Origin of the sequence: Streptomyces sp. NPDC006923, assembly GCF_040635655.1 — a bacterium.
Classification (GTDB): Bacteria; Actinomycetota; Actinomycetes; order Streptomycetales; family Streptomycetaceae; genus Streptomyces.
Genome location: NZ_JBEYIF010000014.1, coordinates 93,974 through 111,785, shown reverse-complemented (window position 1 = coordinate 111,785; position 17,812 = coordinate 93,974). Strand labels below are relative to the sequence as shown.

Here is a 17,812-nt window from a genome sequence, read left to right as displayed (position 1 = left end):
TCGCTCACTGGTCCGCCCCCTCGTGCTCGTCGGTCTCGTTCTCGTCGGCGGCGTCGGCGTCGTCGGCGGTGAGCGGCTCGTACACCAGCACCGCCCTGTTGTCCGGGCGCAGCCGCGCCGCGGCGACCGTCCGCACCTCGTCCGCGGTGATGTCCAGCACCCGGGTCACGGCGGTCAGTGCGAGCTGCGGGTCACCGAACAGCACGGCGAACCTGCACAGTTCGTCGGCGCGGCCCGCGACCGTGCCCAGCCTGTCCAGCCATTCGCGCTCGAGCTGGGCCTGCGCCCGCTCCATCTCCTCCGCGGTCGGGCCCTCGTCCGCGAGCCGGGCCAGCTCCTCGTCGACGGCGGCCTCGATGCTCGGGATCTCCACGCCGCCGGACGCCTTCACGTCCAGCCAGCCGAGCGAGGGCGCGCCGGCCAGACGCAGCAGGCCGAAGCCCGCGGCGACCGCGGTCCGGTCCCGGCGCACCAGCCGGTTGTGCAGCCGGGAGGACTCGCCGCCGCCGAGGACGGTGAGCGCCAGATCGGCGGCGTCGCACTCGCGGGTGCCGTCGTGCGGCAGCCGGTAGGCGGCCATCAGCGCGCGCGCCGGGACCTCCTCGTGGATCTCCTCGCGCAGCTCTTCACCGATGATCTCGGGAAGGGAGCCGTCGCGTGGCGGCTTCTTGCCGTCGTGGGAGGGGATCGAGCCGAAGTACTTCTCGACCCAGGCGAGCGTCTGCTCGGGGTCGATGTCACCGACGACGGAGAGTACGGCGTTGTTCGGCGCGTAGTTCGTCCGGAAGAACGCGCGGGCGTCCTCCAGCGTCGCCGCGTCCAGGTCGGCCATCGAGCCGATCGGGGTGTGGTGGTACGGATGACCCTCGGGGTAGGCGAGCGCGGTCAGCCGCTCGAAGGCCGTACCGTAGGGCACATTGTCGTACCGCTGGCGACGCTCGTTCTTGACGACGTCCCGCTGGTTCTCCATGGACTCGTCGTCGAGCGCGGCGAGCAGGGAGCCCATCCGGTCGGCTTCCAGCCAGAGCGCCAGTTCGAGCTGGTGGGTGGGCATGGTCTCGAAATAGTTGGTGCGCTCGAAGCTGGTGGTGCCGTTCAGCGAACCACCGGCCCCCTGCACCAGCTCGAAGTGCCCGTTTCCCTTCACCTGCGCCGAGCCCTGGAACATCAGGTGCTCGAAGAGGTGGGCGAGTCCGGTACGACCCTTGACCTCGTGGCGTGAGCCGACGTCGTACCAGAGGCAGACCGCGGCGACCGGGGTCAGGTGGTCCTCGGAGAGCACCACGCGCAGGCCGTTGGCCAGCCGGTGCTCAGTCGCTGTCAGGCCGCCGGAACCGGCCTGCGCTGTGGCCGTGTGACCCATGGGCATGTACGTCCCTTCGATCGCGATATGGAGAAGTCCTGCCACTGTATGCAAGCGTGCTGCCACCTGGCGAAGTTCCCGTGGCCGGTACGTTCAACGACGGGTCGAGGTCGGCGTTGTCAGAGGCGCGGTCCACAATGGTCCGCGTCAGTTCAAGAAGTTGCCGCACAGAACCTGTGAAGGAGCCGCAGCAGCGATGGCCCGCCGCAGCACGAAGACCCCGCCGCCGGAGGACTTCGAGGAGAAGATCCTCGACATCGACGTGGTCGATGAAATGCAGGGCTCCTTCCTCGAGTACGCCTACTCGGTGATCTACTCCCGGGCCCTGCCGGACGCCCGGGACGGCATGAAACCGGTGCACCGCCGCATCGTCTACCAGATGAACGAGATGGGCCTGCGCCCGGATCGCGGCTATGTGAAGTGCGCCCGCGTCGTCGGCGAGGTGATGGGAAAGCTTCACCCGCACGGAGACGCGTCGATCTACGACGCGCTCGTCAGGATGGCGCAGCCGTTCTCGATGCGGCTGCCGCTCGTCGACGGACACGGCAACTTCGGCTCGCTCGGCAATGACGACCCGCCGGCCGCCATGCGCTACACAGAGTGCCGGATGGCCGACGCCACGTCACTGATGACGGAATCGATCGACGAGGACACCGTCGATTTCGAGCCGAATTACGACGGCCAGGAGCGAGAACCGGTCACACTTCCGGCCGCGTATCCGAATCTGCTGGTCAACGGCGCCTCCGGGATCGCGGTCGGGATGGCGACGAACATGCCGCCGCACAACCTGGGCGAGGTCGTGGCGGCGGCACGCCATCTGATCAGGCACCCGAGCGCGGACCTGGAGACGCTGATGCGTTTCGTGCCGGGCCCGGATCTGCCGACCGGTGGCCGGATCGTCGGCCTGACGGGGATCAAGGACGCGTACGAGAACGGCCGGGGCACCTTCAAGATCCGGGCCACCGCGACGGTCGAGGACGTCACCGCCCGCCGCAAGGGCCTGGTGATCACGGAACTGCCCTTCACGGTCGGTCCCGAAAAGGTCATCGCGAAGATCAAGGACCTGGTCTCGGCCAAGAAGCTCCAGGGCATCGCGGACGTCAAGGACCTCACGGACCGCGCGCACGGCCTGCGTCTGGTGATCGAGATCAAGAACGGCTTCGTGCCCGAGGCGGTGCTGGAGCAGCTCTACAAGCTGACGCCGATGGAGGAGTCCTTCGGCATCAACAATGTGGCGCTGGTGGACGGCCAGCCGCTGACGCTGGGGCTGAAGGAGCTGCTGGAGGTCTATCTGGACCACCGGTTCACGGTGGTGCGCCGGCGCAGCGAGTTCCGGCGGACCAAGCGGCGCGACCGGCTGCATCTCGTCGAGGGGCTGCTTGTCGCGCTCATCGACATCGACGAGGTCATCCGGCTGATCCGGTCGAGCGACAACTCCGCGCAGGCGAAGGAGCGGCTCATCGAGCACTTCTCGCTGAGCGACATCCAGACGCAGTACATCCTGGACACTCCGCTGCGCCGGCTCACCCGGTTCGACCGGATCGAGCTGGAGAGCGAGCGCGACCGGCTCAACGGCGAGATCGACGAACTCACCGGCATCCTCGACTCGGACAACGAGCTGCGCAAGCTGGTCTCGGGCGAACTGGCGGCGGTGGCCAAGAAGTTCGGCACTCCGCGGCGCACGGTGCTGCTGGAGTCCGCCGCTTCCTCTGTCGCCTCGGTGCCGCTGGAGGTGGCGGACGATCCGTGCCGGGTGCTGCTCTCCTCGACCGGCCTGCTGGCCCGTACGGTCAACGGCGAGCCGCTGGAGGGCGGCGGCGGCAGGCGGGTCAAGCACGATGTGATCGTCTCGGCCGTCCCGGCGACGGCCCGCGGCGATGTCGGCGCGGTGACCTCCGCCGGACGTCTGCTGCGGATCGCGGTGATCGACCTGCCCCAGCTCCCGGACACCGCCTCGGCACCCAGTGTCTCGGGCGGCGCGCCGATCTCCGAGTTCCTCGCGCTGGAGGACGACGAGACGGTCGTCTGCCTGACCACGCTGGACGAATCGTCACCGGGGCTGGCGCTGGGCACGCTTCAGGGCGTCGTCAAGCGGGTCGTGCCCGACTACCCGGCCAACAAGGACGAGTTGGAGGTCATCGCGCTCAAGGAGGGTGACCGGATCGTCGGTGGCGCGGAGTTGCGGACGGGCGAGGAGGATCTCGTCTTCATCACCTCCGACGCCCAACTGCTGCGCTATCAGGCCGCACAGGTACGGCCGCAGGGCCGGCCCGCGGGCGGTATGGCGGGTGTCAAGCTGGCCGAGGGCGCCGCGGTGATCTCCTTCACGGCGGTGGACCCGGCCGGGGACGCGGTGGTCTTCACGGTCACCGGCTCGGACGGCACGCTGGACGACTCGGTGCGTACGGCGAAGCTCACCCCGTTCGACCAGTATCCGCGCAAGGGCCGGGCGACCGGCGGAGTGCGCTGTCACCGCTTCCTGAAGGGCGAGGACAAGCTGGCCCTGGCCTGGGCGGGAGCGAGCCCGGCGCACGCGGCGCAGCAGAACGGCACCCCGGTGGAGCTGCCGGCACCGGACCCGCGCCGGGACGGTTCGGGTACGCCCTTCACCTCGGAGATCGAGGCCCTGGCCGGCCCGGCGCTCTGACCGGACGCTACGGCGACCTGTCCGGGCTCCCGGGCCCGGACAGGTCGGGTACATAGCGCAGGACGCCCCACATGCTCCGGTCGTCGGCGGGGTCCCGCGACGCGTCCTCCCGGGTCCCGGCCGCGTCGGAGGGCTCCCGGCACGCTTCGAGTTCCTTGCGCAGCGCGTCCCCGTCGATGCCCGAGCCGATCAGCACCACCTGGGTGAGACGCTCCTCGCCGCGCGGCCAGGGTTCCGGATAGAAGCGGAGAAACCGGCCGACCGCGTGCACGGCATAGCGGTTGGCCGGGTCGGCCGCTCCGAAGTCCACAAAGCCCTTGATCCGGTAGAGCCCTTCGGTCCTGGAGTCGAGGAAGTCCATGAGCCGCCGCGGGTTCATCGGCGTCCGCGCGGTGTACGAGACGCTCTCATAGGCCGTGTGCGGGTGGCCGTCGTGCTCCGTGTGCTCGTCCTCGCGCAGATCCTCGAAGCTGAGCTGCCGCGCCTTCGTCTCCTCGGCCGGCCGGACGGCGGGGTCGAGAAGCAGCTCCGGGTCGATCCGTCCGTACACGGCCGGGACCACCGGGGTGCCGGGTCCGAGTCCGCCGAGGACGGACAGGATGCGCTGCCGCTCCGGCTCGGCGACCCGGTCGGTCTTGTTGAGGACCACGAGATCGGCGAGGGCGAGATGGCGGTCGATCTCGGGGTGCCGCTGCCGGGTGGCGTCGAACTCGGCGGCGTCGACGACCCCGACGAGTCCGCCGTACACGGTGCGCGGATTGTCCCCGGCGAGGATCATCCGGACCAGTTCCTGGGGCTCGGCCAGTCCGCTCGCCTCGATGACGATGACGTCGATCCTGGCGGCGGGCCGGGAGAGCCGCTCCAGATACCCGTCGAGTTCGCTCGCGTCGACGGCGCAGCACAGACAGCCGTCGCCGAGCGAGACCGTGGAGCCGACCTGGCCGGCGACGGTCATGGCGTCGATCTCGATGGCGCCGAAGTCATTGACGACGACCGCGATCCTTCGTCCCGCGCGGCGCCGGAGCAGATGGTTGAGCAGGGTCGTCTTGCCGGATCCCAGAAAGCCCGTGAGGACAACCACCGGGATCTGCTTGCCGCTCAAGGGTGCGCCTCCGTGCCGCGTCGGGTCCGTCCGGGGCCCACTCCGTCCATGGCCCGGGCGGCGTGGGCGGACGGTCCAGGTCCTCCGCCCGCGCTCCAGGATATTGGCGCCCGGCTCCGCCCGCCCGGGGCCCCGCCCCGAGGGGCGGAGCGCCGGGGCGGACGGCCCCCGTCCGGATGCCCCGGCGTACCCGACAGCGTTGTCAGGAGCGCTGTCGCGCAGCCGGGGCGTGCGCGGGAAGGCCGGTGGCGCCGGCCCCCGGGTCAGCTCCGCAGCCAGGCCGCCGTGTCGCGCGGGAGACGTCCGTCGCCGTCCAGCGGACCACTGGTGAGCAGGACCTGTCCCCGGCCGGGCAGCTCCGCCGGTTCGGCGGCGAGATTGACGACACAGATCAGACCGCCGCTCCGGGTGAAGGACAGCACGCCGGGAGCGGCCTCCAGCCAGTTCATCGGCCCGTCCCCGAAGCCGGGCTCGGTGCGGCGCAGCCGCAGCGCCTCGCGGTAGAGGCTGAGCATCGAGTCCGGGTCGCCGGACTGGAGATCGGCGGCATAGGAGGACCAGGACTCCGGCTGCGGGAGCCACGGCTCGGTGTCGGAGCCGAACCCGGCGTACGGCGCGTCCGCCGTCCAGGGCAGGGGCACCCGGCAGCCGTCCCGGCCCGGGTCCGTACCGCCGGAGCGGAAGTGCATCGGGTCCTGGATCCGGTCGAGCGGAATGTCGGCCTCCGGGAGGCCGAGCTCCTCGCCCTGGTAGAGATAGACGGCGCCGGGAAGCGCGAGCGAGAGCAGCGCGGCGGCGCGGGCGCGACGGGTGCCGAGCGCCAGATCGGTCGGTGTGCCGAAGACCTTCGCCGCGAATTCGAAGCCGGTCTCCGCCCGGCCGTAGCGGGTGACCGTACGCGTGACGTCGTGGTTGCAGAGCACCCAGGTGGCCGGGGCGCCGACCGGCGCGTGCTCGGCCAGGGTCTCGTCGATCGCGCTCCGCAGCAGGTCCGTGTCCCAGGGGCAGGCCAGGAACTTGAAGTTGAACGCGGTGTGCAACTCGTCCGGGCGCAGATAGCGCACGAACCGCTCGGTGTCGGGCAGCCACACCTCACCGACGAAAATGGCGTCGTACTCGTTGGCGATGGCACGCCAGGAGCGATAGACGTCGTGCAGCTCGTCGAGGTCCACATACGGATGCGGGTCGCGGCCGGGCGTGAAGTCCGGCAGCGCGGGATCCTTGGCCAGCAGCGCGGCGGAGTCGATCCGTACGCCGGCGACCCCGCGCTCGAACCAGAAGCGCAGCACGTCCTCGTGTTCCTGGCGCACCGCCGGGTGGGCCCAGTTGAGGTCGGGCTGCTCCGGGGCGAAGAGATGGAGGTACCACTCGCCGTCGTCGAGGCGGGTCCAGGGGGTGCCGCCGAACTCGGAGATCCAGTCGTTAGGCGGGATCTCGCCGTTCTCGCCGCGCCCGGTCCTGAAGTGGAACAGCTCGCGCTCGGGGCTGCCGGGGCCGGCCGCCAGCGCGGCCCTGAACCAGGCGTGCCGGTCGGAGACATGGTTGGGCACGACATCAATGATCGTGCGGATGCCCAGCTCACGGGCCTCGGCGATGAGTTTCTCGGCCTCGGCCAGAGTGCCGAAGGCCGGGTCGATGGTGCGGTAGTCCGCCACGTCGTAGCCGCCGTCCGCGAGCGGCGAGAGATACCACGGGGTGAACCAGAGGGCCTCCACGCCCAGTTCCACGAGATACGGCAGCCTCGCCCGGACACCCGCGAGATCGCCGGTGCCGTCGCCGTCACCGTCGGCGAAGCTGCGTACGTAGATCTGATAGATGGCGGCGTCCCGCCACCAATTCGTGTCGGCGGGCTCCAGAGGGCTGCCTTCCATGCGATGTTCCTTTCGGGCTGGTGCGGTGGCCCTCACGGCGGTGCCTTCCGTGACGAGGCGAGGGTGGTTCGAAAGCTGCGCACCGCCGCCCCACAGCGGGGACTGGGATGGGTGACGGCGGTGCGCAGGACGGTCGGCCGGCCCTGGGGCCGGCTCGGTCCCTGCTGCGGTGGTGGTGCCGCGACACCGTCGACGCCAGAGGCGTGGACGGCTGCTGAGGCAGGGGAGAGCTGTCTCGCCGTACGGGCCTTCGGCATTGAAGGTGAGGGAGGTCGGTCCGGTGCGGAGTGGTCGAGGTGATGCGGGCCGGTCGCGGGCGGGATCCGAAGCGGTCAGCCCTTGGTGCTGCCGGCGCTGATGCCGGCGATGATGTGGCGCTGGAAGACGAGGAACATCGCGACCATCGGGATGCTGGCGATCACCATGGCGGCGATCAGCACCGAGAGCGGGATGTTCTGCGAAAGCTGGACGAGCGCGACACTGATGGGTTGTTTGTCGGTGTCCGGGAAGACCATCAGCGGCCAGAGGAAATCCTGCCAGACGGCGACCAGCGCGAAGATCGACACAACGCCGAGCACCGGCCGGGACATCGGCAGCAGGATTGACCAGAGCGTACGGAGCTTCCCGGCGCCGTCGATCTCGGCCGCCTCCAGTACGTCTCGCGGGATCTGGTCGAAGAACCGCTTGAGCAGATAGAGGTTGAAGGCGTTGGCGACAGCGGGCAGCCAGATGCCCAGCGGATCGTTGAGCAGGCTGGTGTGGATCAGCGGCAGATCGGCGATGGTCAGGTACTTCGGTACGAGGAGGGCCTGGGCCGGGACCATCAGTGTGGCCAGGATGCCGCCCAGGATCACCTTGCCGAACGCCGGCTTCAGCTTGGACAGGGCGTAGGCCGCCGCCGTGCAGAAGACGAGCTGGAGGATCCAGGCACCTGCGGCCTGCACCACCGTGTTCCAGAGATGCTGCGGAAGCTGCATCAGGTCCCACGCGTCGGTGTAGGCGCTGACGTGCCAGGTCTTGGGGATGAGGGTCGGCGGGGTCTGCACCAGTTCGTCCGGGGACTTCATGGCGCCGGACGCCATCCAGTACACGGGGAACAGGAAGGCCACCGCGAAAGCCAGGACGACGGCGCTGAAGACGATCCAGTAGAGCGTCTTGCCGCGGGTGCTCGCGAGCGCGAGCGGCGAGACCAGGGTGCGTACGGCCTGGCTGTCCGTTTTTCCGCCGGTGGGCTCACCGGGCGCGGGGGGTGCCTGCCGGGGAGGCGGCGCGATCTGGGTCATGGCGCTGCGCTCCTCTCAGTCGTCGGTGCGGGTGAGCCGCAGGTAGAGGGCGGAGAAGAGGCTGAGCGCGAGCAGCAGCAGCACGCTCAGGGCGCAGGCCCCGCCGAAGTCGTTGTAGAGGAACGCGTACTTGTAGATGAGGTAGAGGATCGTGACGGTGGAGTTCTCCGGACCGCCGCCGGTGATCACGAAGGGTTCCGTGAAGACCTGCATCGTGGCGATGATCTGGAGCAGCATCAGCATCAGGATGATGAAGCGGGTCTGCGGGATCGTCACATGGCGCACGCGCTGGAAGATGTTGGCGCCGTCCAGTTCCGCCGCCTCGTAGAGCTCTCCCGGGATTCCCTGGAGGGCGGCGAGGTAGATGAGGACCGTGCCGCCCATGTTCGCCCAGGTGGCGACGATGACCAGGGAGAGCAGCGCGGTGTCCGCGCCGTTGGTCCAGTTCGACGTCGGCAGGTGGAGGAAGCCGAGCGCCTCGTTGGCGAGGCCGGCGCCCGGATCGTAGAACCACTTCCACAGCAGGGCGCTGACCACCGGCGGGATCATCACCGGAAGGTAGACGACCACCCGGAAGAACGACTTCGCGTGGCGCAGTTCATTGAGCACGAGCGCCATCAGGAACGGCACCGCGAAGCCGAGCAGCAGCGCGAGCACCGTGAACGTGAGCGTGTTGCGCCAGGCCGCTCCGAACTCCGGGTCGGCGAAGACCTGAGTGAAGTTGGCGGTCCCCACCCATTCCGGAGCTGATCCGGGGGTGAACTTCTGGAAGGCGATGATCACCGCGCGGATCGCCGGATACCAGGAGAACAGCGCGAAGCAGATCAAGCCGCCGATCAGGAACGCGTAGGCGCGCGCCTGATGGGAGAGCTTGCGGCGGAAGGGGCTGGGGGCCCCGCGGCCCGCCGGCCGCTGCCCCGTTGTGGCGGGCGGCACGGCGGCGGACCGCTGGACGGCCTGGGCAGTTTTCATCGGTGCGTCAGCCCCGAGCCAGAATTCCGTCGATCTTGGACTGCGCGTCCTTCAGGAGATTGTCGATGTCGGCGTCCTTCTTGGTGAGGACCGAGGACACCGCTCCGTCGAGGACCGAGTAGATCTGCTGGGCCTTCGGCGGCTCCAGCTTGAGCGTGAGCTGCTGGCTGCCGTCAAGGAAGGGCTGGTAGTTCTCGACCGGGACGTTGGCGTACTGCTTCTTCAGCGCCAGGTCCTTGGCGTCGGTCGCGCCGGTCCACAGACGGGGCTCGGGGAGACCGACCGGGGCCTTGAGGTCCGCCGCGCGCTTCCAGTCGTTCAGGCCGCTGCCCGGGGTGTTCGTCTGGAACGCGAGCCACTTCAGACCGGCCTTGATCTGCGCCGGGGTGTTCTTCTTGTTGAACATGTAGCCGTCGCCGCCCGCGAGCGTGCCCTTGCCGCCCGGCATCGGCGCGAGCGCCAGGTCCTCGTACTTGCCGCCCTTCTCCTTCACCAGGATCGGGACATTGTCCGGCGCCGAGATGTACATGCCGAGCTTGCCGGAGCCCATCATCTGCTGGACGTCGTTGAGGATGAGGAGCTGCTTGGTGCCCATGGAGTTGTCGGTCCAGCGCATGTCCTGCAGGGTCTGCAGGACCGCCTTGCCCTCGGGGCTGTCGACGGCGCTCTTCTTGCCGTCGGGAGTGACGACGTCGCCGCCCTGCGAGTACATCTCGGCGGTGAAGTGCCAGCCGCCCTGGTTCTGGGCGCTGTAGTCGGCGTATCCCACATAGCCCTTGCCGAGGCCCGCGATCTTCTTGGCGGCCGCGCGTACCTCTTCCCAGGTGGCCGGCGGCTTGTTGGGGTCGAGGCCGGCCTGCTGGAAGAGCTTCTTGTTGTAGAGGAGGCCCATCGAGTAGTTGGTGCGCGGGACGCCGTAGATCTTGCCGTCCACCGTGTAGACGTCGCGGAGCGACTGCTGGATGTCGGCGTAGCCCGCCATGTCCTTCACGTACGACGTGATGTCCGCGGCCTGGTTGATGTCGACGACGTGCTTGGCGTCCGTGAAGTACGTGTAGAAGACGTTCTCCATCTGGCCGCCGGCGAGCTTGGCGTCGAAGGTCTTGGGGTCCTGGCAGGGGAAGGCATCGCGGCCGACCACGTCGATGTCCGGGTTCGCCTTCTCGAACGTCTTGATGTCGTCCTCGAAGCTCTTCCGGTCGATCTTGGCACTCTTGGGCGGCATGCAGTTCACGGTGATCTGCGTCTTGCCGCCCGCGGTGTCCTCGCTGTCCGAGCCGCAGGCGGCCAGTCCAGTCAGGGCCAGTGCGGAGGCTATGGCGGCGGTACAGGTGCGGCGGAACCCGGAGCTTCTCATCGGTGGGACCCCTCTTGGGCAGGAGCGTGGGAAACCCACAGCTGCTCGCTGTGTGGCGGCGCTCACTCAACCACTAACTACGGATGTCCGCAATATGTCGCTCCGATTTCGCAAATACTTGACAGCAACCTGCATGAGCGGGGGTCGAAGAGGCGTCCGTACCCTATGCTTTCGGACCAACCGCACCGGGGCGTGCCGCCGCTTCCCGATGCCCAGTCCGGCCTGCGCGCGCCGCGCGGACGAGCGGTCGGCACGCTCGACACGGAGGGCGGGGTTCCACCGCGGACCACCGGAACACCCGGCGCCGGGGAAGACACTTTCGGCCAGGCAGTGCCGACCCCGGCGTTATCGCTTTCTTGCGAACTCCGCGAAGAGGGAGCGCAATTCTTACGCAGATACCGCAAGCCGCTTGCCCGCGCCCGGCGCCACCTCCACGACGCCCGAGGCGGCGATCAAGGCGGGCCGTACCGAGGCGCTCTCGGACCGGCTGCTGCTCTACACGGACGACGGGGAGGCCACGCTGGCCGCCGCGCACGCCCGGGGGATCACGCCCGTCACCGCTCTCGTTCGCCGGGCGAGCCTGGAGGACGTCTTTCTGACCCTCACCGGCCGCAGCCTGGTCGACTGAACCGCCAGGGAGGACGACACCTCATCCCCGACACCCGCTCCCCCCGGCCGCCCGGCCCGGCACCGGCACCGGCGCCGGACCGCGCCCGCGCCACCCGGCGCTCCGGGAGCTCTCGTACTGGCCGCACCGGTACCGGCGCACCTGGCGCGGCACCGTGGTGATCAGCGTCGCCAATCCGCTGCTGTTCCTGACCGGGATCGGCGTCGGCCTGGGCAAGCCGATCAGTGACAACGCCGACCCCTCACTGCAGAACGGCCCGTATCTGGCGTTCCTGACGCCGGGTCTGCTGGCCGCGGCGAGCATGCAGACCGCGTTTGTCGACTCGGCGGGACCGGTGTACGAGTCGACCGGACCCGAAGGCCACTACGGGCCGATCGGCTTCGCCTTCGCCTCGGTCGGCCTCGCGGTCGTCACGTTCCTGCGCGACTGGCAGGACTTCCAGATCATCCAGCTCGCGATGTTGCCGATGTTCCTGTTCGCGACGACCTTCTATCCGCTGGACGTCTATCCGCGGCCGTTGCGCATCGCGGTCGAGTGCCTGCCGCTCTACCAGAGCATCGAACTGCTGCGCGGCCCGTTCCTGGGGTCCCCCGGTCCCGGGCTGATCGTCCCGGTCCTCTATCTGCTCGCGCTCGGCGCGCTCGGCCTGGCGGTGGCTTCACGCCGGCTGGACGGCATCCTGCGGACCTGAGGGAACCGTTTCCGGGTCCCGGAGACGGCCCCGGGGCCCATGAGCGGGCCCCGGTGGCACTTCGTCCCGGCAGATGTCCGTAATATTTCGCGTGCGTTTCGAAAAAGTTTGACAACCGGTCGGCTGTCAGCCGCGCGCCGCCGCCTCGGCGCCCACCGCCTGCCGGGGAGCCTGCGCCGTGGAGCCCCGTACCACCAGCTCCGGCTCGAAGAGCAGCTCGCCGGGCGGGACCGCACCGCCCTGGATCTGGGCACTCAGCATCTCGACGGCGGCTCGCCCCATGGCCTCGATGGGCTGGCGGACCGTGGTCAGCGGGGGCTCGGTGCAGTTCATGAAGGCGGAGTCGTCGAAGCCGACCACGGACACCTCGCGCGGTACGTCGAGGCCGCGCCGGCGGGCCGCCCGTACCGCGCCCAGCGCCAGCGGGTCGCTGGCGCAAATGATCCCGGTGACCCCCCGGTCCAGCAGCCGCGAGGCCGCCGCCTGGCCGCCCTCCAGCGAGAACATGGTGCGCTCGATGTACTCGTCGGGCAGCTTCGCCTTCGCGGCCTTCGCCGCCGCGAGCGCCGCGGCCAGCTTGCGCCGGGACGGCACATGGTCGGAGGGACCGAGCACCAGACCGATGCGCTCGTGGCCGAGAGAGGCGAGATGGCGCCACGCCTGCTCGACGGCGACGGCGTCGTCGCAGGAGATGCAGGGGAAGTCGAGGTTCTCTATCGGCGCGTTGATCAGGACGACCGGGATCTTGCGCTCGGCGAGCTGCCGGTAATGGTCGTGTGGCGCGTCCGCCTGCGCGAACAGGCCACCCGCGAAGACCACCCCGGACACCTGCTGCTGGAGCAGCAGCTCCACATAGTCGGCCTCGGAGACACCGCCCTTGGTCTGGGTACAGAGCACGGGTGTGAGGCCCTGCTGGGCCAGCGCTCCGCCGATCACCTCGGCGAACGCGGGGAAGATGGGATTCTGCAGCTCCGGCAGGACCAGCCCGACGAGCCTGGCGCGCTCCCCCCGAAGCTGTGTCGGGCGCTCGTAGCCGAGCACGTCCAGCGCGGTCAGCACCGACTGCCGTGTGGCCTGTGAGACTCCGGGTTTGCCGTTGAGCACCCGGCTGACCGTGGCCTCACTGACCCCAACCTTCTTCGCCACCTGAGCAAGTCGTCGCGTCATACACGCAAGACTATCGCAAGGGATGCAAGCTACTTGCTCTGGAGCGTAAAGAGGGCAACAGGCGCGATGCCGGCCGGAAGAATCCGGCCGGCATCGCCCCGTGGACCCGTCACCGGGCCCGTCCGCGGCCCTCCCTACGGATTGATGATGATCCTGAAGCCGGGGGTCGTGTTCTTGATGTCCACGGCGTTGTTGTTGAGCGTCAGGCGGTTGAAGGTCACCTCACCGACCGCCGGTCCCTGACCCGCCTCGGGCATCTCGTTCGCCCACAGTCCGAAGCCGGACTTGGCGTCGAACGCGTCACCGCTCTTGCGGGCGCCGGTGATCGAGATGTCGCTGAGGATGGTGTCCTTGATCGGGAACTGCGGCTGACCGCCCACGTAGTTCGTCTGGAACATGATCCCGCTGTAGGTCGGATCGACGATGTCGACGTTGTTGATCCGGATCCCCTGGAACACCTTGGACGCGGAGAACAGCCAGATCCCGGGGAAGGTCTGCGAGCCCCAGAAGTGACCGCCGGACCGGACGACCGACACATTCTCGATCGTTGTCGGATCCGTCCCGAAGCCGTTCATCGCGTAGCCGAAGTCCAGCGAGCTGACCGTAATGCCCGAGTACACGAGCGTGTCCGCGATGGTGATGTTGCGGAAGGTGTTGTGGTAGCCGCCGTATACGGCGAGGCCCGCCGCACGCCAGGTGAGGAGCGAGGTCAGGTTCTCGTAGACGTTGTTGTACATGTCCGCGCCACCGGCGTCGATCGCCGAGAAGAGCGCGAAGCTGTCGTCACCGGTGGCTCGCGCCTCGTTGTTGACGACATGGTTGTCCGTGCTGCCGTTGGTCATGTTCACACCGTCGGCGAAGGTGTTGCGGATCCGGGAGTTCTTAATGGTGATCCGGTCCGCGTTGGCGCCCCAGTAGAGGCAGACCGTGTGCTCGTTCCAGATGTTGTCGATGGTGATGTCGCTGACGTTGGAGAGGTCGAAGACCTTGCCGGGTCCGTCGATGCGCGAGGTGTAGTTGCCGAAGTACGCGAAGCCGGTGAAGGAAGAGCCCTTCGCGGCGGCCTCCACGCGGAAGCCGACATCGGTGTTCTCCTGGCCGGACGGAGCGAAGAACCTGGTGTACCAGGGGCCCGCGCCGAGGACCTTGACCGGCTTGCCGTACACCTGGAACTTGCTGGACGTCTGGTAGTCGCCCGGCGGCAGGTAGACACCGACGAGCGTGCCAGTGGTGTCCATCCGGACCCGGTCCAGGGCGTTCTGCACGTCCTGGTGGGTGAAGCCGGTCGGGGCCGTGTAAGTGGCCGGGTCCGGGTTGGCGATCTGGGAGACCTGCTCCAGGTTGATGAAGTCGATCGCGTACCTGGAGGTGTTGGCGGTGTCCTTCTGCAGCCTGATCTTGCTGCCCGCCGGGACGGTCCTGCCCAGCATGACGTTGGCCTCGTCATAGATGTGACGGGGACCGCCGGCACCGGGCGAGTTGCCGGGGCCGGTCTCCGCCCCGTACAGCCAGGCGTACTTCGAGGTGAGGTCGATGGCCTTGAGGAACGTGCCGTCGACGTAGATGTTCAGATTGGAGTTGATGCCACCGCCGCCTGCGGCGTCCGGGATGGAGAAGCGCGTGACCAGGGTGTTGGTGCTGGCCCTGGTGGTGAACTCGACGTAGTTGCCGGTGTCGTTGAGGGTGACGGCCTTACGGCCGGACGCCTCGCCCGCGACGTCGCCGACGGTCCGGTTCGGACCAACGACCTGCGCGCCACCGCCCGCGACACCGTCCTCCGCCTCGTACATGTCGTACGGCATGTTGGCGCCGCGGCCCACGAAGAGCGGCTGCGAGCTGGTGTTGTTGGCCCGCTTCACCGGCAGCTCGTTGGCGTCGTCGGCGAGGACCACCTTCACCGTGTACGAGCCGTTGGCGGCCGTCCAGGTGCCGAGGCCCACCGGCGCGGAGGTGGCACCGGCGGCGATGGTGCCGTTGTACGTGCCGGTCAGTGTCCTGACCGTGGCGCCCGAGGAGTTCACCACGGTCAGCGTGATGCCGTGGCTGCCCGCGGCGGACGCCACCGTGCCCTGGTTCTTGATGGCCACGGAGAAGGAGACCGTGTTCCCGGCCGCCGGAGCGGACGGCGACGTGCTGACCGAGGTGGCGACCAGGTCCGAGCTCGCGACCGGGCGCACCACCAGAGAGGTGGCACTGGTGTAGGTGTTGTTGGTCTCGTTCTGCTCGATGATCGCGTCGGCCGGGTCCGCCACCGCGCTGAGCTGGTACGTACCGGCGTCACGCGCACCGATGTTCGCGGTGACCGTGGCCGAGGCTCCGGCCGCCAGGGCGCTCACCGAACCGGTGCCGACCTTGGTGCCGCCGAGCCGGAATTCGACCGAACCGGCCGGCGCGGCGACCGCTCCGGCGTTGCGCACGGTCGCCGACAAGGTGATCGCGTCGGACTCGACCGGCGAGGCGGGAGCCGCGGTCAGGCCGGTGACCTGGAGGTCCGGGTTGGGCGCCGGGTCCCCGAGGATCTGGAACTCCGCCACCTGGCCCGCGCCGGAGCCGGTGTTGGAGTTGAACCTGAGCTGGACGTCGGCGACCCGGGAACTGACCGGGATGGTCACCGAGTTGCCGCTCGCCGGACTGAACGCGTAGTCCTTGGCGGCCACCAGGCTGGTGTAGCCGGAAGCGCTCTGCTCACGGCCGAGGACCTGGATGTTCTGCGTCCGCGCGCCCCAGCTGCTGTCCGGGTTGAGCTTGACGACCACGCTCTGGGTGTCGGCGTTGGCGCCCAGCTTCACCGTGAGGGTGTTGGGGTAGCTGCCGCCCGCGCCCTCCCAGTAGGTGCTGGTGCTGTTGTCGTTGGCGTTCTCCGCGACAAACGTGAAGACGGAGGAGGACGCGGTGATCGGCTTGCCGACGGCGAGGTTCGACGCCGAACCGCCGCTGCCGTTCCTGGTCACCGCGTTGCTGTTGCCGGACTGGTTGCCCGCCGCGTCCTTGGCCCGCACGTAGTACGAGACCGTGGCGCCCGCGGACTGCGTGTCCGTGTAGGTCAGGACATTGCCCGCGACACTGCCCCGCAGCGTGTTGTTGGCGTAGATGTCGTAACCGGTCACGCCCGTGTTGTCCGTCGACGCGCCCCAGGTCAGCCTGATCTGGCCGGAGGACGGCTCGGTGAAGGCGAGGTTGGCGGGGACGGTCGGCGCCTGGGTGTCGCCCGTGTCTCCCTGACGGGTGACGGTGTTGCTGTTGGACGACACATTGCCGGCCGCGTCCCTGGCCCGTACGTAGTACGAGACAGTGGCGCTGTTGGGCTGGTTGTCCGTGAAGGTCGTGACATTGCCCGTGACGCTCGTCCGGAGCTGGTTGTTGGCGTAGATGTCGTAACCGGTCACGCCCGTGTTGTCCGTCGACGGCCGCCAGGACAGCCTGATCTGGCCGGACGCCGGCTGGGTGTACGTCAGCTCGGCCGGCGCGGTCGGAGCCGTGGTGTCACCGGTCTCGGGGCCGTAGACCTCCAGCTCGGAGAGCTGGCCGCCGGGCTGCCCGGTGTTGGCCGTGATCAGCACCCGGACATAGCGCTGGGTGGTGGCGTCGAAGGGGATCGTCACCGTGTTCGCGCCCGCTGAGTTGAACGTGTACGCCTTGGACGCCGTCAGATCCGCGAAGTCGACGTTGTTGGTGGAGCCCTGGACCTTCAGGGTCTGGTCCCTGGCGCCCCAGCCGTCCGGCAGCCGCAGCACCACCTGGTTGACGCGGACCGAGGAGGCGAGGTCGGCCTGGATCCACTGCGGGAAGGCGTTGTTCCTGCTCTCCCAGTAGGTGGCCTTGTTGCCGTCGTTGGCGTTTCCGGGGCCGTAGACCTCGGTGAAGCTGCTTGCCGTGAGGGTCTTGCCGAGGGCCAGATTCACCGACGCCGCGGCGGCGGTGCGCACCTCGAGCTCGGAGAGCTGGGCCTTCTTGCCGGCCGAGTTGGCGGTGATGTCGGCCCGTACAAACCGCGTCCTGGTGGCCGGGAACGAGACGGTGACCTTGTTGCCCGCGCCCTTGCTGAAGGTGTAGGTGGCCGAGCTCTTGAGCGTCGTGAAGCTGGTGCCGTCCTCGCTGCCCTGCAGCGACAGGGTCTGCCGACGGCTCTCCCATCCCGCGGGGAGCTTCAGTGTCACCTGGTCGACGCGCTTGCTGGACCCGAGGTCCGACTGCACCCACTGGGGGAACTTCTTGCCACCGCCCTCCCAGTACGTCGACTGGTTGCCGTCCGTGACATTACGGGCAGTCGCGCCGCCCGTGGTGGCGCTCGCCGCCGCGGTCCGCCCCGCGGCGATGTTGGGGCCGTCGGCCGCCGAAGCGGCGAGTGACGGCCAACCGACCATCAAAAGACTGGTGGCTACGGCGGTCGAGAGGACCCGCCATCTCCGGCGTAGCGATCTCATGGATCCCCGATCTTCGGCCTCGGCGCGGGGGGCGGCGAGGGCGCGGCTCTGGCTGCGTGCCTGTCCGGCAAGCGTTTCTGCACTAATGAACGGAGTCTTTTGCGTTTTGCGGTCAGAGAGTTGCAGAGAAATGCGAGTCCGTCCACAGCTCGGACAGAACCAAATCGCGTGGCCGGCCTCACGAGTTGGCACCCGTAGGTCCACACCACGCCCTTTCTGGCCGCCTATCAGGCAAACGTAAGCAACCTGCAAAACTTGCAAGCCAGTTGCGGCAGAGTGGAAATTTCAGAAAGGAAGCCCGGCCCTC

General features: G+C 68.7%; 11 protein-coding genes. 3 read left to right on the top strand and 8 right to left on the bottom strand.

Annotation, left to right across the window (positions count from 1 at the left end; translation table 11 throughout):
• Positions 1 to 4: 4 nt before the first annotated feature.
• Positions 5 to 1,363: a pitrilysin family protein gene (locus ABZ707_RS25550; RefSeq protein WP_360179341.1), complete on the bottom strand. Its 1,359-nt coding sequence runs from the start codon at positions 1,361 to 1,363 to the stop codon at positions 5 to 7.
• A gap of 196 nt (positions 1,364 to 1,559) precedes the next feature.
• Between ABZ707_RS25550 and ABZ707_RS25545 the strand changes: the two genes are divergently transcribed.
• Entirely contained in the window at positions 1,560 to 4,010 is a 2,451-nt protein-coding gene (locus tag ABZ707_RS25545) for a DNA topoisomerase IV subunit A (protein WP_360179248.1), read from the top strand.
• A 7-nt stretch (positions 4,011 to 4,017) separates the two neighbouring features.
• Here the strand turns inward: ABZ707_RS25545 and ABZ707_RS25540 are convergent, their stop codons facing one another.
• From ABZ707_RS25540 to ABZ707_RS25520, 5 genes are all read right to left on the bottom strand, one after another.
• Positions 4,018 to 5,112 (bottom strand): GTP-binding protein, encoded by a 1,095-nt coding sequence (locus ABZ707_RS25540; protein ID WP_360179246.1) that lies wholly within the window; start codon positions 5,110 to 5,112, stop codon positions 4,018 to 4,020.
• 263 nt (positions 5,113 to 5,375) lie between these two features.
• Positions 5,376 to 6,983 (bottom strand): glycoside hydrolase family 13 protein, encoded by a 1,608-nt coding sequence (locus ABZ707_RS25535; RefSeq protein WP_360179244.1) that lies wholly within the window; start codon positions 6,981 to 6,983, stop codon positions 5,376 to 5,378.
• 332 nt (positions 6,984 to 7,315) lie between these two features.
• Positions 7,316 to 8,266: a carbohydrate ABC transporter permease gene (locus ABZ707_RS25530; RefSeq protein ID WP_360179242.1), complete on the bottom strand. Its 951-nt coding sequence runs from the start codon at positions 8,264 to 8,266 to the stop codon at positions 7,316 to 7,318.
• A 15-nt stretch (positions 8,267 to 8,281) separates the two neighbouring features.
• Complete coding sequence (locus tag ABZ707_RS25525; protein WP_360179240.1) at positions 8,282 to 9,238, bottom strand: sugar ABC transporter permease; 957 nt, start codon at positions 9,236 to 9,238, stop codon at positions 8,282 to 8,284.
• 7 nt (positions 9,239 to 9,245) lie between these two features.
• Entirely contained in the window at positions 9,246 to 10,595 is a 1,350-nt protein-coding gene (locus tag ABZ707_RS25520) for an extracellular solute-binding protein (RefSeq protein ID WP_360179238.1), read from the bottom strand.
• Between the two features lie 409 nt (positions 10,596 to 11,004).
• Here ABZ707_RS25520 and ABZ707_RS25515 point away from each other — a divergent pair, with 409 nt between their 5' ends.
• Entirely contained in the window at positions 11,005 to 11,223 is a 219-nt protein-coding gene (locus tag ABZ707_RS25515) for a hypothetical protein (RefSeq protein ID WP_360179236.1), read from the top strand.
• A 154-nt stretch (positions 11,224 to 11,377) separates the two neighbouring features.
• On the top strand, positions 11,378 to 11,914 hold the full coding sequence (locus ABZ707_RS25510) for an ABC transporter permease (RefSeq protein WP_360179234.1): 537 nt from the start codon (positions 11,378 to 11,380) through the stop codon (positions 11,912 to 11,914).
• 126 nt (positions 11,915 to 12,040) lie between these two features.
• Here the strand turns inward: ABZ707_RS25510 and ABZ707_RS25505 are convergent, their stop codons facing one another.
• Together ABZ707_RS25505 and ABZ707_RS25500 are read right to left on the bottom strand one after the other, a co-directional pair.
• A complete protein-coding gene (locus ABZ707_RS25505) occupies positions 12,041 to 13,081 on the bottom strand; it encodes a LacI family DNA-binding transcriptional regulator (protein ID WP_360179232.1) in 1,041 nt (346 codons plus the stop codon).
• A 134-nt stretch (positions 13,082 to 13,215) separates the two neighbouring features.
• On the bottom strand, positions 13,216 to 17,505 hold the full coding sequence (locus ABZ707_RS25500) for a discoidin domain-containing protein (protein WP_360179230.1): 4,290 nt from the start codon (positions 17,503 to 17,505) through the stop codon (positions 13,216 to 13,218).
• Between the last annotated feature and the right edge of the window lie 307 nt (positions 17,506 to 17,812).

Coding starts and splice junctions, on each gene's coding strand:
- ABZ707_RS25550 (WP_360179341.1), bottom strand. CDS start 1,363: ATGGGTCACACGGCCACAGCGCAGGCCGGTTCCGGCGGCCTGACAGCG.
- ABZ707_RS25545 (WP_360179248.1), top strand. CDS start 1,560: ATGGCCCGCCGCAGCACGAAGACCCCGCCGCCGGAGGACTTCGAGGAG.
- ABZ707_RS25535 (WP_360179244.1), bottom strand. CDS start 6,983: ATGGAAGGCAGCCCTCTGGAGCCCGCCGACACGAATTGGTGGCGGGAC.
- ABZ707_RS25530 (WP_360179242.1), bottom strand. CDS start 8,266: ATGACCCAGATCGCGCCGCCTCCCCGGCAGGCACCCCCCGCGCCCGGT.
- ABZ707_RS25525 (WP_360179240.1), bottom strand. CDS start 9,238: ATGAAAACTGCCCAGGCCGTCCAGCGGTCCGCCGCCGTGCCGCCCGCC.
- ABZ707_RS25520 (WP_360179238.1), bottom strand. CDS start 10,595: ATGAGAAGCTCCGGGTTCCGCCGCACCTGTACCGCCGCCATAGCCTCC.
- ABZ707_RS25505 (WP_360179232.1), bottom strand. CDS start 13,081: ATGACGCGACGACTTGCTCAGGTGGCGAAGAAGGTTGGGGTCAGTGAG.
- ABZ707_RS25500 (WP_360179230.1), bottom strand. CDS start 17,505: ATGAGATCGCTACGCCGGAGATGGCGGGTCCTCTCGACCGCCGTAGCC.